18 protein-coding genes and 2 tRNA genes are annotated in these 14,954 nt (G+C 53.1%); 15 read left to right on the top strand and 5 right to left on the bottom strand.

Annotated elements, in window-relative coordinates:
• Positions 1-2: 2 nt before the first annotated feature.
• From TPEN_RS02050 to TPEN_RS02040, 3 genes are all read left to right on the top strand, one after another.
• Positions 3-905, top strand: coding sequence for a CBS domain-containing protein (locus tag TPEN_RS02050; RefSeq protein ID WP_052885028.1), 903 nt, complete (start codon positions 3-5; stop codon positions 903-905).
• Positions 906-1,085: 180 nt separating this feature from the next.
• Positions 1,086-1,164, top strand: a tRNA-Met gene (locus tag TPEN_RS02045).
• A gap of 153 nt (positions 1,165-1,317) precedes the next feature.
• Positions 1,318-1,644 (top strand): hypothetical protein, encoded by a 327-nt coding sequence (locus TPEN_RS02040; RefSeq protein ID WP_011752074.1) that lies wholly within the window; start codon positions 1,318-1,320, stop codon positions 1,642-1,644.
• A gap of 15 nt (positions 1,645-1,659) precedes the next feature.
• Here TPEN_RS02040 and TPEN_RS02035 read toward each other — a convergent pair whose 3' ends face one another.
• The 3 genes from TPEN_RS02035 to TPEN_RS02025 form a co-directional block, all read right to left on the bottom strand.
• Positions 1,660-1,980, bottom strand: a complete 321-nt coding sequence (locus TPEN_RS02035; RefSeq protein WP_011752073.1) for a helix-turn-helix domain-containing protein — start codon at positions 1,978-1,980, stop codon at positions 1,660-1,662.
• A gap of 102 nt (positions 1,981-2,082) precedes the next feature.
• Positions 2,083-2,177 (bottom strand) — tRNA-Gly (locus TPEN_RS02030).
• 118 nt (positions 2,178-2,295) lie between these two features.
• On the bottom strand, positions 2,296-2,811 hold the full coding sequence (locus tag TPEN_RS02025) for an OB-fold nucleic acid binding domain-containing protein (RefSeq protein WP_011752072.1): 516 nt from the start codon (positions 2,809-2,811) through the stop codon (positions 2,296-2,298).
• A 112-nt stretch (positions 2,812-2,923) separates the two neighbouring features.
• Here TPEN_RS02025 and TPEN_RS02020 point away from each other — a divergent pair, with 112 nt between their 5' ends.
• The 4 genes from TPEN_RS02020 to TPEN_RS02005 all read left to right on the top strand — a co-directional run bounded on the left by TPEN_RS02020 (position 2,924) and on the right by TPEN_RS02005 (position 5,274).
• Positions 2,924-3,880: an ATP-binding protein gene (locus TPEN_RS02020; protein WP_052885027.1), complete on the top strand. Its 957-nt coding sequence runs from the start codon at positions 2,924-2,926 to the stop codon at positions 3,878-3,880.
• Between the two features lie 3 nt (positions 3,881-3,883).
• A complete protein-coding gene (locus tag TPEN_RS02015; protein WP_011752070.1) occupies positions 3,884-4,141 on the top strand; it encodes a hypothetical protein in 258 nt (85 codons plus the stop codon).
• 206 nt (positions 4,142-4,347) lie between these two features.
• The gene (locus TPEN_RS02010) at positions 4,348-4,620 is read left to right on the top strand and encodes a hypothetical protein (protein WP_148677893.1); all 273 of its coding nucleotides are present in this window, start codon (positions 4,348-4,350) and stop codon (positions 4,618-4,620) included.
• Positions 4,621-5,274 (top strand): hypothetical protein, encoded by a 654-nt coding sequence (locus tag TPEN_RS02005; RefSeq protein WP_011752068.1) that lies wholly within the window; start codon positions 4,621-4,623, stop codon positions 5,272-5,274. It begins immediately after the preceding gene.
• A gap of 40 nt (positions 5,275-5,314) precedes the next feature.
• On the opposite strand, the gene TPEN_RS02000 is transcribed toward TPEN_RS02005, so the two are convergent.
• Both TPEN_RS02000 and psmB read right to left on the bottom strand, forming a co-directional pair.
• Positions 5,315-7,699 (bottom strand): DNA-directed DNA polymerase, encoded by a 2,385-nt coding sequence (locus TPEN_RS02000; RefSeq protein ID WP_011752067.1) that lies wholly within the window; start codon positions 7,697-7,699, stop codon positions 5,315-5,317.
• A 116-nt stretch (positions 7,700-7,815) separates the two neighbouring features.
• The gene (gene psmB, locus TPEN_RS01995) at positions 7,816-8,430 is read right to left on the bottom strand and encodes an archaeal proteasome endopeptidase complex subunit beta (RefSeq protein WP_011752066.1); all 615 of its coding nucleotides are present in this window, start codon (positions 8,428-8,430) and stop codon (positions 7,816-7,818) included.
• Positions 8,431-8,580: 150 nt separating this feature from the next.
• Between psmB and TPEN_RS01990 the strand changes: the two genes are divergently transcribed.
• From TPEN_RS01990 to TPEN_RS01955, 8 genes are all read left to right on the top strand, one after another.
• Positions 8,581-9,585: an NOG1 family protein gene (locus TPEN_RS01990; protein ID WP_011752065.1), complete on the top strand. Its 1,005-nt coding sequence runs from the start codon at positions 8,581-8,583 to the stop codon at positions 9,583-9,585.
• Between the two features lie 78 nt (positions 9,586-9,663).
• Complete coding sequence (locus tag TPEN_RS01985; protein ID WP_011752064.1) at positions 9,664-10,227, top strand: 50S ribosomal protein L15e; 564 nt, start codon at positions 9,664-9,666, stop codon at positions 10,225-10,227.
• Positions 10,187-10,681: an RNA-binding domain-containing protein gene (locus TPEN_RS01980; RefSeq protein WP_052885026.1), complete on the top strand. Its 495-nt coding sequence runs from the start codon at positions 10,187-10,189 to the stop codon at positions 10,679-10,681. The genes TPEN_RS01985 and TPEN_RS01980 overlap by 41 nt, the downstream gene beginning before the upstream one ends.
• Before the next feature lie 70 nt (positions 10,682-10,751).
• Complete coding sequence (locus TPEN_RS01975; RefSeq protein WP_011752062.1) at positions 10,752-11,531, top strand: RNase P subunit p30 family protein; 780 nt, start codon at positions 10,752-10,754, stop codon at positions 11,529-11,531.
• Between the two features lie 52 nt (positions 11,532-11,583).
• Positions 11,584-11,904, top strand: a complete 321-nt coding sequence (locus TPEN_RS01970) for a hypothetical protein (protein ID WP_011752061.1) — start codon at positions 11,584-11,586, stop codon at positions 11,902-11,904.
• Positions 11,905-12,118: 214 nt separating this feature from the next.
• A complete protein-coding gene (gene prs / locus TPEN_RS01965) occupies positions 12,119-13,003 on the top strand; it encodes a ribose-phosphate diphosphokinase (protein WP_052885025.1) in 885 nt (294 codons plus the stop codon).
• Positions 12,996-13,955 (top strand): eIF2B alpha/beta/delta subunit family protein, encoded by a 960-nt coding sequence (locus TPEN_RS01960; RefSeq protein ID WP_011752059.1) that lies wholly within the window; start codon positions 12,996-12,998, stop codon positions 13,953-13,955. Before prs ends, TPEN_RS01960 begins: the two co-directional genes overlap by 8 nt.
• A complete protein-coding gene (locus TPEN_RS01955) occupies positions 13,952-14,947 on the top strand; it encodes a ribose 1,5-bisphosphate isomerase (protein WP_011752058.1) in 996 nt (331 codons plus the stop codon). The genes TPEN_RS01960 and TPEN_RS01955 overlap by 4 nt, the downstream gene beginning before the upstream one ends.
• Positions 14,948-14,954 lie beyond the last annotated feature (7 nt).

Genomic DNA, 14,954 nt, shown 5'->3' with positions numbered 1-14,954 from the left:
TTATGAGAGTCAGTGAGCTACCTGTTGGGCGTTTCCCACCGCTCGCCGTCGTTCCCAGCTCTTCCAGGGTTCTTGACGTTCTAGTTGCCATGGGGCGTAACAGGGTTCGGCACGTACCGCTGGTTGACGAGCGTGGGGTGTTGAAGGGGATGGTTTCCGCGAGGGATCTGGTGGACTTCCTGGGTGGGAGGAGATTCAGGGACGTTGTCGAAGCTAGGTTTAACGGCGATGTTTACAAGGCGCTGGAGCAAACGGGCGTCGAGTTTCTCAAGTACGATCCTCCTTACGTTTATACTCGCTCGGATCTGAGGGAAGTCATAGAGTTGATGGTTGAACGCGGTATAGGGGCTTTAGCGGTGGTTGACGAGGATCTACGCGTTGTTGGCATAGTTTCGGAGAGGCACGTGATTTCCCTTCTAGCGAACGTTGAGACCCACGTGAAGGTCAAGGAGATCATGACTTCCGAGGTTGTCTACCTGTCGCCCATGGACTCTCTCTTCGAAGGGATGCGCGTTATGTCGGAGAGGCGTATACGCAGACTCCCTCTGGTCAGTGGTGAAGAGTTACGCGGGATAGTTACGATCAAGGATGTCCTTTCCTACGTGTCGAGGGAGGACGTGCTGGCGAGGCTAAAGGAGGGGTCGAGGAGCGCGGTCTACGACACGCCTCTCGTGTACATCTCCTCGAAGCCCGTGCTAGCAGTCGAAGACGATGTGGACGTGGGCTTGGCGGTAAGCTTGATGAAGAAGCACGGCATCGGCGCGCTCGTTGTGACGCACGACGGGAAGCCTAGAGGTATTGTCACCGAGAGGGATGTATTGACGCGTCTGCCGCGCGTTAAAGGGGTGGAGATATTCCTCGACGAGGCTACGAAGACGATCTTCGGGGGTAGGGTCACCTTCTGATACTCGTACGTATTTTTCCCGGGGAGCCTTTCTACTCCTCAACGCGAACCCCCGTAGCCGGTGACTAGCGTGGACGAACCGCTGACACTGCGAGACACAGTTTTTTCTTCTCTTTCCGCCGGGGAACGCGATGCTAAAGGTTTATTACCCAGGAAGTATTCCGGTCATAGGGGTTACGAAGCCGGGGTCGCCTAGCCTGGTCAAGGGCGCCGGACTCATAATCCGGTCTTCCCGGGTTCGAATCCCGGCCCCGGCACCACGGTATTAGTTCTAAACGGGCAAAAGCCTTGGTGGGACTCTCGTGGAACAACGCTTGGGGTTATTGAGGTTCGCGTGCTTTAAAGTGGAAAAAGCTCTGTGAAATACGTGAAAATCCTTAAAAGCGTTGAAGAATGATTAGTGTGGAAGCGTGATGGCTGAGAAATCTCGTAGAAAGAAGAAAGGCGAGGAGGAAAAGCCCCCGGCGGTCGATCTGACGTCTTTTCTCTCTCCTCAGTCCGAGGAGAGGGCGGCTCCGCGCGTGCAAGCGTTCTTCACGGAGGACGTGGAGAGAATGATCGTAGAAGAGGTTACGCGTTCGAGCGGAGGGGTCACCAGGTCGGAGCTCTACAAGCGGGTTACGGGGAGAGGAGTGAAGCCCGTAGAGTTCTACAGGGCTTTGACGAATCTTCTCGGGAAAGGTGTCCTTAAGAGAAGGTTTAGCCCCGAGCTCGAGGAGTACGTGATTTACAAGGCATAAACGCGTGCTCGGGGGCTATACTTTTGAGAAACGCTTCTTTAGGTCTCGGTATTCCTCTTGGCTTATCTGGGTAGCTACGGCTTTACCGGAGTCTGTTAGTATGAGCTCGTATCCGCGTAGCTCCACGTAGCCTTTTTCTCGGAGTCCGCGTAGAGCAGAAGCGAAGCCCTCGACTACCCTCGAGAAGTTAGGGTTCTTTCTCGGAAGGAACTCTTCTGCGATGAACTCTGCTAGGAAGCTTTCAGCATCGCCGCCCGGACTCTGGAAGTACAGTTTTCCGCCGTACTCGTAGTAGACGTAGGAGAGCAGGAACTTTTCAACACCGCTTAAACTCATCTCGGAACACCGATAAGCGCCGACCCTTACACATATAAAAAGTTAGCGAACCGCACGCGAGAGAACTATGCACGAGTAGCCTTCTTCTAAGAAGATGGGAAGTGGTGCGGCCGCCGGGATTTGAACCCGGGTTTTCCGCGCCTTTAAGGCTCTGCGGCTTGGGAGGCCGCCATCCTACCAGGCTAGACTACGGCCGCTGAGCCTCTAGAAGGAAGTAAAAAGGCATGCTTAAAAGCTTTTCCCGCGTGCAAAGACTAGGGAAACATTCTGAGAAATCTCCGCCGTTTTCCTGCTTCCCATCTATGCGCCGTTACTTTAACGTTTTTCTGAGAAGTCGCGTCCTATCGGAGGCGTTGCCTCTTCCGCGTCTACCGTGCTTCGTTGTTTTTCAATGAACGTGGCGAGGAAGTCTCGGTCCTCTCTTATCCTCGCGGTGAACTCTTCAAGGTAACCGTCGGGCACGGATTGGACAGCTATGGGAGTTACGTACACGGTGCCCTCCCTGCTTTCTCTCAGTACTCCGAGCACCTTCGCTGTGGAACCCTCCGCTAGCCCCTTATCTTCAAGCAAGCCTTTCTTCTCGGACCAGAACCTCACAGTCACTGTGCCGCTACCGTCTCCGAGAACAATGTCTGTAAACTTATCGCCGTGGACAACCCCCTGGACGCGCCCGACAACGGCGATCTTCCTGGACATGAGCACAGCCTTTCCGTGAACCACCCTGAAGTAGACGACGCTACCCCTCTTCACCGCTCCGGCTACGACCTCGGAGGGTAAAGCCTTCAGGAAACAGTCCAAGAGGATCTCGTATCCCTCCCTCCCCTCCCCCATTACGATCCCGTGGACGTAGCACCTCCTACGTTAAAAAGCTATTTAAGGTGAAGTAGCCGGTGTCTTCTACCGTGCTCGCTTTTTCTCCAGGGTGTATTTACGTTCGAAGGGCATGTTGCTTGCCGAGCGGGGACTGAGGGTCAGACTCGGAGCCTTATCCGCGGTTTCCTTGAAGCAAGGGCACATCGTCGTCGCGGGACCCACCGGTAGCGGTAAAACGAACACCGTGAAGGTGCTTCTCTGCGGGCTCAAGCGGAGGGGCATCCCGTTTCTCGTTCTAGACTTCCACGGAGAATACGGGGAGTTCGGGCGCTTAGAGCCAGGGAAGGACCTTTCTTTCAACGTTCTTTCAACCGGTGACATAGAGTTCGTAGTAGACGTGTTCTCGACGATCTTCCAGATTACAGAGCCGCAGTGGTACTTCCTCGTGAAGGCTCTCAAAAAGGGTTCTCCTCCCTTCAGGTTGAGCGACATCATAGCCTTGGTGGACGAGGAGCCGGTGCGGGATTGGAGAGAGTTCGAGATAAAGGCGGCGATCCTGAGGCGCCTTACAATTTTGAACGAGGGGGTTCTGGGAAGAACGCTGAACGGAGACGCGCCGCCCGAGGCTCTTTTCAGGGGGGCGTTCGCGGTCGACCTCTCGGTACTCCCCCTCAAGTACCGGGGGTTACTCGCGCTTGTGCTCCTGAAGCACCTTTACGATGCCGCGATGGCGAGGGGGAAGTCGCAGGAGATAGCTCATGTCACGGTGATCGAGGAGGCGTGGCAGGTTCTACCGTACAGGGCTAGGTGGGAGGCTCCGAGCCTGGCGGAGAGGCTTTTCCTAGAATTGAGGAAATTCGGGGAAGTCGTCGTCGCTGTGGCGCAGAGGCTCGACGACCTATCGGAAAGGGTTTTACGCAACGCGAGCCTCGTTGTACTCCACGATGCTTCTAGGGCGGATCTACAGAAGCTAGGGTGCGAGGACGTTGAACGAATACCCAAGCTGGGAAGAGGGCACGCTTTGGTAGTGTCCGAGGGGTGTCTAGCGAGGCGTGTCCGTGTCAAGCTCTACAGGGGATGTAGCTAAGCGGTGACGGTAAGCGTGGAGTTAAGCCTGGAGTGCCGCATAGTGCTGGCGAACCGAGCCGAGAAGCTTTGTCGTGTGGTGAGGGATCTCGTTGAAGCTGCAGGCGAGGGAATATTGCTCGTCGACGACGAGCTAGCAGTAGAAATCGTTGAGGCTAGACGGGCAGCAGAGTACCTGCTGGAAGCCTTGAAGGATTTGGAGGCTGAGATAGGAAAAGGCTCGGTTATTGCTCTTCGTTTTCATCGCTCGAGGCTTGCATAAAGGAATGTGAGCGCTCTCTCGGATTAGTAGGGATGAGCGAAGAATCCGCGAGGAATGCTTGCCGAGAGGGGTGCGAGGAAAGCCATAACGAGGTTTTCTTTGAGGGTAATAAACATTTTAAGCAATGTTTATAGCTAGGAAGCAGAAACGTCGCTCAAAAGAGTAAAGTATAATTACTCCTAGCTTTTTGCAGGGCATGGATGGTTATGGCAGAGCAGCGAAGAGAGAGGAGGTTAAGGCTGCGTCGACGCGACGAAGTCCCTGAGGGTAGGGCTTTCATGAATCCATCTACAATGAACGAGCTTGGGATAAGCTCCGAAATAGAGGTCGTTATAGCCGGGAAGAAGAAGCTGTACTTCGCGGCGATGCCGAGTGAATCCGTACCTCCGAACGAGGTATGGTGTAACACCGATGAGCTTAAGACTAAGGGTGTTGCCGACAACTCGATAGCAACTGTGAGGGCGAAGAGGGTGGGGTGAATGGAGGGCCTCTCTATAGCTGACGTGAAGCTGGTATCTGTTTTGAGGAAGGAGTTGCTGCTTTCCCAGGATATCTTAGAGGAGATACGCAGGGTCGTAAAGACGATCAACGAGCAGGGGTTAAGGGATGAGCAACGCGAGAGGATAGAAAGGATACAGAAGACGAAAAGCCAGACGCAGACTCTCCAGACGGAGTACATCGACTACTTAACTAAGGCATCGAGAGGACTCATGCATAGAGAGGAATGGGTGAGGATAGGCTCTCGTGTCATGAGCGTCGTGGACAAGCTAAGTGGCATATCCTACAGGTTGGGCTTCCTCATAGAGAAGAACTGGGTTGTCCCGGAGAAGGTTGCTTCAAACTTCGCCGCTATGTGCGACAATCTCTCCATGATGGTAAGCACTCTTGATCAAGCTATGAATAAGTTGCTAAGCTCGCCGCCGCAAGCCTTAGAGGATCTTAGAAAGATCTCTGAGTACGAAAGCACCATAGACTCGCTGTACCGTAGCACCATATTCGAGGTTCTAGGGTCGAATATCTCCAGCAGTACCATGCTTTTACTGCTCGGCATAGCGGAGATGCTTGAAGACAGCTCCGACATCCTCTACGACCTGGTAAGCAACCTCTACATTATACTCCTGGAGTCTACGTAACGTCTTCTACAGGCATTGTCGTAGCATTAAAGTCGTAGCATTAAAAGAAGTCGGAAAGCGTGGCCTGCCTTCTACCGGTCGAGAAGTGCTCTTCCTTCACTCCAAAGTACTCTAGTATTCGCAGGGCGGCAGGCACGATTTGTCTCTTGACGTAGTAATCCGTGTCCACCTCGTCGGGGCTCTTAACGGAGATTAGAGGCTTTGCCTTCTCGGAAACCTTGCCGGCGCCTTTCACCACGATGTAGCCTATCTTCGCCCCCTTCCCCACCCTGTAGCCAAGCCTTTTAAGCTCCCTAGCTACGACAACGTGCGGAGCATCAACTTCGTACTCGTCGAGGTCCTTGGAGAGAGTTTTCCAAATGACGAGCTTCTCTAAGGGTATCCTCCCCTCGCTCAGCTCTGTTATGGTTTTCCTAACGAAGTCCACGGCTTTCCAGGGATCCTCCTCTTTCAACACTATCTCTACGACTCTCTCCTGGATCTCCTTCGAGATCTCAGCCCAGTCGCCTCTAACCGCCTCAAACCCTACAAGGTCTACCCGGCCGTCAGCGAGCAACCCGCAGTACTTCTTTTTGGACTCAGTGAAGAAGACCTTTTCGTACACCTTGTCCAGCTTTATCTCAAAGCCCAACTCTTTCTCAACGTACTCTACTAGCCTACCGATCTTCTCCTCGTCGAACTGTACGAAGATGCTGTCCGTGTCCCCGTAGATTATGCTGAGCCCGAGGCTCTGCGCCTTTTTTATCGTAGCCTTGATGAGCTCACGCCCCCAAGCCGTTGTCGCCTCGGCTACTTCTCTCTTGTACCACCGCGCCATACTCCATCCGCTGTACCCGTACGTCGCGTTCGTGATTACCTTGATGGCCTTCTGCCTTTCATCGTAGATCCTATATTCTTCGCTTCGGGGGTCAAGCGTCTTCATTTTCTCCCGTAGCCGCCTCCTGGCTTCGAGAAGGCTCTCGAGAACTTTTCTGTAGAAACCGGGGGGATGCTTCCTGAACCTGTGCCCGACCTCCGGCGCTACCCAGACCTCGCTAGGGTCGACGTGTTCCTCCGGTGGTACGTAGGTATCGGGAGAAATGTTGTACTTGATCATGATGTTGGGGTACATGGACGAAAAGTCGAGGACAGCTATCTTCTTGTGGACTCCGGGTTTAGGCTTCAGCACGATAGCTCCCTTGTACGTCTCCTCTCCTCGCTCCCGCGAGTTGGGGACAAGCTCGTTGAAGACGAAGGCTTGCCTGATGAGGAACCACTCTACCCTGTTGCCAACGGACGCTGCGAAGACCTGGTCCAGGGGGAGGCCTACTAGGCTCGACAACTGGATGCCGAAGGGTAACACAACTTGGCCTAGAAGGTACGTGCTCCTTGCATCGTCCCCCGCGTACCGCAGCAATAGACTTCTTTTGTCCTTCGAATCCCAGTACTCGTACACCTTGTTGGTGTCTATGAGCACTCTCTCGCTTTTCTTCATGACTCCGAGGAACTCTGAAACGTTCTCCAGAGTCTTTACCTTAACTTCCTGTAGCTCGCTCGCGTAGTCGTAGAGGTCCACGTTGGCACGACCAACAACGGAGAAATGCCCGTAGACACTTTGTGACGGTTCTCCAAGATTTCTTCCAATAGACAGTTTAACCCCGTTTACACGGGCGCGCTGCAAGAGGTACGGCCAGTCGAACCTGTTAGAGTTATATCCAAGGATAACGTCCGGGTCGTACTGCACTAAGTCATTTACGAATTCTTCGAGTAACTTCTTCTCGGAAGAACCCTCGTCCTGCGAGAAAATCACCGTACCATCCTCTCCGGTCCTGCTGATCACGAGGACAGGGTCTCTCTCGGGGTCGGGTTCCCCGTACCTGTTATAGCACTCTATGTCGAAAGCATAGGTTTTAAGCCTCGGCGTGCTCTTTTTGTCCAGGGACCTCGGAGCTTCTACAAGCTCGAAGAACTCGTCTACACGCCACCCATTCGGGACGGGAGCGCTCCTAACCTTAGCGAGAACCCAGGAGCTCGGAGAGATACCCGTGTCCACCATGTAGCGCATGTAGAACCTGATATCCGCCTCGAGAACGTCGCGGATACCCGGGATCTTCGCTGCAACTTCTCTAGCCTTCGGGACATCCCGAGGATCCGTTATCGTAACCTTTAGAACATTGAGTGTTCTTCCGAAGAGCTTCCTCTCAATGGCGTTCACGCTTAAAACCTTGAACGTGTGGAGAGCAGTTCTAACTCTCTCCACGAGTGCGTCGCTGATCGCGTTCTCGGGGACTAGGTAGAAGTAAGGCCTGAAGTTCTTTTCAGCTACGACTATTCTCTCCCCACTCTCCGTTATCCCCCAGAGGTAGATGACCGGGTGACCCTTTACGACGTCGTAACTCGCATCAAGGATCCAAAACTCCAGCTCGCGCACTTCTCCTGCAACCATCGCTCCCTCCTAAACATCCGCAAACGCTGATATAAACCTGAAGCGCATGCCGATAATCCACGATGCGCACGTCGAAGAAACTTTAACTACGGCACGGGAGAGGCGAGGGAGCGGTCTTATACGGCTACGCTTTGAAGCTCGCTTAAGGGGTAGGTTTTCTCCAGGGTTCCGCTTTTTCCTATAACCAGCACGTCCACTCCATCACCGCTGGCGGCGTCGCGCTTCATGGCGGCGTATACGGACTTAAGTGCGAGGCTTAGGGCTTCGTCTAGCGACATATCTTTTTTGTAGTTGCTCTCCACTATGCTGATTGCGAGCTGGGTGCCAGATCCCAGGGCTACGTAGTCATCTTCAATTATCGCGCCTATCGGATCTAGGGAGTAGAGGTGTGACCCCTCCTCGTCTAGCCCTCCGACAACTATCTCCGCGTAGTATGGGAAGAGTCTCCTCTCGTAGAGTATGTAGGAAAGCAGCTTCGCAACGGTCCAGACTTTCGGGGAGATATTCGAGTCGAGCTCGTACAGACGCATCTCCGCCTCGACAATTCTAGCCAAAGTTTGCATGTCCGCCATAAGGCCTGCACTCGCCATCCCCATCTTGTCTAGTATCCTGTACACCTTCTTACCGCTCTTACTCATCAGGTAGAGTCCGTAGGAAACTCTCTTCTCGGCAGCCAGCACTACGCCGTCGCTAACCCTTATTCCAACAGTAGTGCCCGGAAGTACTTCCATTAACTTCCACCACTACTGGACTTTGAAAGCATATATAAAAGGTTAAGCATTAAGAGGATGAAAGGAGTATGTCCTTACTACCTGGCTGACACGCGCGCTTGCGCGTATAGTTAATATAGTGCCGCTCTCAGAACGTTGCACAGGAGTATAATGGACATACAGTACCTTAAACGACGTATGGTCTACGCTCCTCAAAGCGTCGAGGAGTTGTTCGAGCTCGCAGTCAGGTCGTGCAAGAGGAAGAGTAGCGCTAAAGGCGTAGATAAGGTGGAGACGAGACGCATAAGGGCGTTGGAGTGCGTTAAGCTTGCGGCTGGTGTTCTCTCGTCTAGGCTTAGAGACGTAGCCCTTACGAGCCCCTTCCTGGAAGACCTACACCCCTTTTACCGCTCACTAGTAACGATAGATCTAGACGTGGACCTCTATAAGAGTTGCACCTCTAGGCTTTACAGCGCCTCGAAAATTATCAAGAAGATTGGTCTGGAACAGCGGGTTAGAATAAGAAGGGCAAAAACGTACGAGGAGATAGTGTCGGCGGAGAAAGCCTTCTTCGGACGAGCCCTTTCCGTGCTCAGAGAGCTGGAGGAGTGCCTGCCCATGCTTAGAAAATTCCAGTTGACATTCGCCAAGCTACCTGAAATCGACCTAGATATACCAACAGTGATTATCGCCGGGGCACCAAACGTGGGGAAGTCCTCGCTGCTAAAGTCCCTTACAAGGGCTAAGCCAGAAGTCAAACCCTACCCCTTCACAACTAAAGAGTTGATAGTAGGACACATAGAGCACCCGCTGGGGAAGATCCAGCTCGTCGACACACCTGGCCTGCTCGACAGGCCGCTAGAGGAGAAGAACCCCATCGAGCTTAAAGCAGTCGTAGCCCTAAAACACATCACCGGTCTAGTTCTCTTCGTCGTTGACCCCACCGAGACGTGCGGCTTCACGCTGGACTTCCAATACGCAGTCTACAGAGGTGTAAAGTCTTTCATATCGAGCGAAGCATGGATCGTAGTCAACAAGCTCGACATAGCTCAAACCGAGCACATGGACAACTTTAGGAGAGTATTTGGAGCGGTGGACTACGTGGCTGTCTCGGCGGAGAAGAAAATAGGAGTTGACAACCTGAAGGAAAAGATAATCGAAAAGTTCGCGCGCTGAGAGACACGCTTTGCCGGGCGCCCCTCCTATCAATAAAATTTAAAAACACACGGATAGAATCAGAAGGGGGTTTCGCGAATGGGATACTACAAGTACATGGCAGAAATCTGGAAAAGACCCTTTAAGGGCGAACACGGGCAGCTCATGAGAGAAAGGTTCATGCTGTGGAGGCGTGAACCAACTGTTGTACGGATACCTAGGCCTACCAGGATAAATCGCGCGAGAGCTCTGGGGTACAAGGCTAAGCAGGGATACATAGTGGCGAGGGTCAGGGTGCGCAAAGGAGGTCTCAATAGGCCTAGGCCTTCCAGCGGTAGACGCCCCAAGAGAATGGGAGTATACGGGTATTCGCCGCATAAGAGTGCGCAGCAGATAGCCGAGGAGAGGGCTGCCAGGAAGTTCCCCAACCTGGTAGTTCTAGGGTCTTACTATGTCGGCGAGGACGGGGTCTACAAGTGGTATGAAGTCGTTATGGTGGATCCGCACCACCCGGCGGTGAAGAGAGACATCGAGAGACGCTGGGTAGCGGGCTTCAAGAAGAAAGCTGGGGTTAAAGTTACGAGGGATCTTCTCTTAAAGATTCTCTCAAAGGCTAAGCTAGATGTCTCAGAAAACGCCGGAGAGAAAGAGGAAGAGCAGTGACGTGCTAAGCCTAGAGTTATCAACCTTCGTGCACGCTACTGAAGACGAGGAACGAGTTCTGCAGGCAGTGTCTAACGTTCTACCAGAGCGCATGAGAGGAAGCCTGGAAGTGTACCTTTCGAAGAACGTTGTCCTCGGCTATCACGGAAACGCGATCACTGTCATGAAGTTTTTCATAGACGAAGAAGTAGAGGCCCAGGAAGCTTTCGAGCACATAGTTAGAAGGATGGAGGAGTCGGATTTCAACTACTTCTTGGACTCGCTGGAGGATAGGTTCGAGCATGGAAGGATATACCTAAGGGTGGACAAGCAGGAAGCTTACCTTGGGAACATACGCATAAGTGAAGGCGACGATGTAATACGCGTGACTGCGTTGCTAAAGCCGCACCTAAGAAAGAGCGAAGCAGTGTCCAGGTACCTTCTCTCGCTAAGATCCAAGAAGACGACTCAGTAAACGCGAGGATGAGGGTTTCGCTCAAGAAGCATTTTAAAATAGTTTCGGATGCATAAGCACTCAGAGAAGCATGAAGCATAGGCGTTTCCTCGATGTCTATGCCTCCGAGCTACCCCTCGAAGGTGTTGCCTCGCTACGAGACGACGAGCTCCTAAGCCTGTTTCGCGAAATCTACGCACGCGCGAGAAAGGCTGGGTATCACGGTTGCGTTTTCGTAGCGAGGGTGGGGAATCAGGAATGGAGCCTATACCGTGAAGCCAAGCGTTTTGACGAGACCGCAAGGAAACTTAGAGAATCCGGTATAGAGTGCTATTCCCGTTGCCATTTGCAGATCTCGGCTCAAAGCCTCCTGAAGAAGGCTTTGAGGATGCTTCGCCCTCTCTTCGACGTCATCTCTGTGGAGGCCGAGACAAGAGCGATAACCGCGTTCGGTAGCAGGGATCATAGAGTAGACTTAATCACGCTTCCGCAGAGAAATATCCCCGAGATACTTAAAGGTGACATCGACGAAATTTTGAAGCAGGGGAAATTCGTAGAGATAACATTGGACAGGTTTTTCCTAGGCGGAAGTAAACCGCTCGACGTCGCTCAGGTGGCTAGAGTGAGGGAGACCGTTAAACCGCTAGTAGACAAAGGCGTGGGTATCGTTATATCATCGGGTCCCAGCAGTCCTTACAGCCCAAGAGATCCTCGGGCTGTAATAAGCTTCGGGGAAGTTTTTCTCGGGATAAAGTACGAGAATCTTTCCCGTTGGATGTCCGACGCTCTACGTAGCAGGATAGCTGAGAACATCTACAAGAGGGTCGGCAAGATTCCTGCACGCGGCGTACGCTACGCCGACGTACCTTGACCAGTGTGAAGTATATGCCTGAGTTAGCGGGCATTTCCGGGGGGGGGGCTGAATGAGTAGGAACCGCTACGTAGTTTTAGCGTTTAACGCTGGGAAGTGTGCTTCGTGTACGCCGACAAGTATACTCGAAGAGTGGATCAGAGCACTTTACGGCGCGTGGGGAGCCTCGGTTATCCGACTGAGAGAGGTCTACTCGAACAATAAAGGGGTCTACGTGTACAGGATCAACGCGGACTCCCAGAAACTCTTCAGGTCGATCTTTGTACTTGACGCCGACGGGGTATTCTACGTGATAAAGACTACAGGTTCTCTGAGAAAAGCTAGAAGCATAGCCGACTCCATAAACATAAGCTTTGAAGATACTCACGAATAGTACTTTTCCCTTATCGTGCACGCCAGTGCATGTTGCCCGGATTGGGAGACAAGAAGCACCGCCAAGTAACCTAAGCTAGGTAGAGCAACTAGAGTAGAAGACCAGCCGGGCGCTCGGCTCTCCGTTGTTTTAAGTCCTTAGAACTCACTTGGAGTGGCGTGCTCTAGCTAGAAGAGGCGCGCGATTTAAATCGGCGAGAATGGTTTGTTAGAACGTGGCTCTGATAGTATCAGGTTACGGATGCAGTGCTATCGCTAAAAAGGTAGCTGGCATGCTCGGCCTCAAGTACGAGGTTGCCCGCGTAAGGAGTTTTCCGGACGGCGAGCTGTACGTCAGGCTTCCGCAAGGCCTCAAGGATGAGGAGGTAGCCTACGTCGTTTGCTACGGGAGGCGCCCTAACGAGGCACTCGCAGAGACAGTGCTCGCAGTGGAGGGATTAAGGGAAAAAGGCGCAGAGAAAGTCGTACTGGTGGCGCCCTACCTGCCCTACCTGAGACAAGACGCGGAGTTTACACCGGGAGAAGTGGTTAGCTCCCGCGTTATCGCCCGGCTCCTGGCGAAGCTAGACGTGGATGCTCTCATAACGGTGGATCCTCATCTGCACAGAATTAGGTCTTTGTCCGAGCTTTTCCCGTTCCCCGCCATTGAGGTCTCGGCAATGCCTCTGCTGGCCGCTTTCTTCCAGAAGGAGCACGGAACCGGGGTCGTTGTCGCACCGGACGAGGAGGCGGAGCGCTGGGCTAAAACGTTCGCCGACACGATCGGCGCGCCGTACTTCGTCTTCGAGAAGCAGAGAATGGGGGATGAGATAGTCAGCGTGACGGGTGCCGTGAAACGGGGAGAGACAGCGGTAATCGTGGACGATATAGTGAGCACTGGCGGCACGCTGGGCGAGGTGGCGCAGAAACTGCTCGAGGCCGGGTTCAGGGATATCTACGCTTGCGTGACGCACGCGTTGCTAGTACAGGACGCCGAAGCTAGGATTTTCGGGTCCGGCGTCAAAGAGTTTATATCCACGGACAGCGTTCATAATCCTTACGCTCGCGTATCGGTAGCAGGTGTAATAGCAGAGGCCTTAAAGGGGGTCGTGAATGTTTGAAGAAGAGCTGGAGAAGATAAGTTCTGGGAAGATTTACAGCTCGACGGAGACTGTCATCTACGCCTTAGACCTCCTAAACACTGTTGTGAAGCAAAAGGATCCCAGCTTGTTCATCGAGGTTACTGAGAAAATTCTGCGCTCGCGTGTCACCTCGGCGATGCTTCAAAACATTATGCGAATAATCCTGGGGGAACTAGTAGCCGCCCAGCCGAGATCCTTTGTAGAACTGGGCGAAGCCTTCCAGAAGCAATACGAGCGGGCCACCTCCAGGCTTAGGGAAGACGTTGAAAGGTCTGCCTCGATAGCTTCGAGGAGGATATCCAATGGCGACGTTCTGCTAACAAACTCCTACAGCTTGTTCGTTAAGAAAACAATAGAGAAAGCTCTCCGCGACGGTAAGGAGCTTAAAGTCTACGTTACCGAGTCTAGGCCTACAGGCGAAGGGGTTCGATTCGCGGCAGAACTAGCCGATATGGGTGTCGACACGTACCTCATAGTCGACTCTGCGGCGAGGTTCTTTATGAAAGAAGTGGACAAAGTGCTGTTCTCCTCGGAGGCGATCTCGGCTAATGGCGCGGTGGTGAACAAGGTCGGCACAAGCCTTATCGCTCTGGCAGCACACGAAGCGAGGGTACGCGTCTACGTGGTAAGCTCGACCCTAAAGTTTAGCCCCGAGACCATAATTGGAGAGCTTGTCGAAATCCCCGAGATAGAGTTCACGGAGTACATACCGAGTGGATGGGAAAACCTCAGGAAGTTAAAGCCCAGATCCCCCCTCTTCGATGTAACGCCGCCGTCGTACATAGACGCGATAATAACGGAGAAAGGAGTAATAGCGCCGGAATTCTCCATAGTGATGCTTAGAGAGTCCTTCGGCTGGCCACTGAAGGTGGAGAAAGTCGAGAACCTGCTGAGCAGACTGAAGAACATGCTGGTAGGGGAAGGGCGATGAGTCAAGGCGTGGTTCGAGCTTTTCCTCCAGAGGTCTTGGAGATAGCGAGAAAGATCAGAGACATGGAGATCAGGGGGGCTGGGCGCATAGCTAAAGCAGCGGCAGAAGCGCTTAGGATCGCTGCACTGAAGTACGAGGGGGAAAGTTGCGAAGAGTTCAAAGAGTACATGTTGAAGGTCGCGGAGCTGCTCGTATCGACCAGGCCCACGGCTGTTTCTCTGCCTAACGCTGTTAACTACGTGGTTTCCCAGCTGAAAAAGCCGGGTATAGACTCCTTGGAGAAGGCCAGGTCTCTCGTAGTGAGCAGGGCGTCACGGTTTATCGAGTACGCTGACCAAGCCTTGTCGAAGATATCGGAGTTCGGCGAAAAGGTGATCAGGGATGGTGACACAATTTTAACGCACTGTAACAGTGCGGCGGCAACGGGGATACTGGTACTGGCCCACAAAAAGGGTAAGGACATAACCGTGTACGCAACTGAAACTCGGCCAAAGTTCCAAGGCTACATAACGGCTGAGAGCCTTTTAAGGGAAGGAGTGAGGGTGAGGATAATACCGGAATCCGCCGTGAGAAGCATAATGAAGAGGATTGACAAGGTAGTAGTCGGCGCCGACACCGTGGCGGCTAATGGCGCGGTGGTGAACAAGGTCGGCACAAGCCTTATCGCTCTGGCAGCCCGGGAGCGTGGTATCGACTTCTTCGTGGCGACCGAGACCTTCAAGTTCAGCCCTTTTACCCTGATAGGCGACATCGTACCGATAGAGTTCAGGGCGGAAACCGAGATCGTAGACGAGGAAATGCTGGCACGGCACCCCAAGCTTCGCGTGCTGAACCCAGCATTCGACGTTACACCGCCAGACTTCATAACGGGGATAATAACGGAGATAGGCATAATCCCTCCGCAGGCAGCCTCGATAGTAATAGAGGAAATGTACGGGCACCCAGTAATGCACGAATCATTAAAAGCTGTCGAGGAAGACTTTGCACAGTAGCTTCGAG

Source organism: Thermofilum pendens Hrk 5, from assembly GCF_000015225.1.
GTDB lineage: Archaea > Thermoproteota > Thermoprotei > Thermofilales > Thermofilaceae > Thermofilum > Thermofilum pendens.
This window is presented reverse-complemented; position numbering and strand designations above follow the sequence as displayed.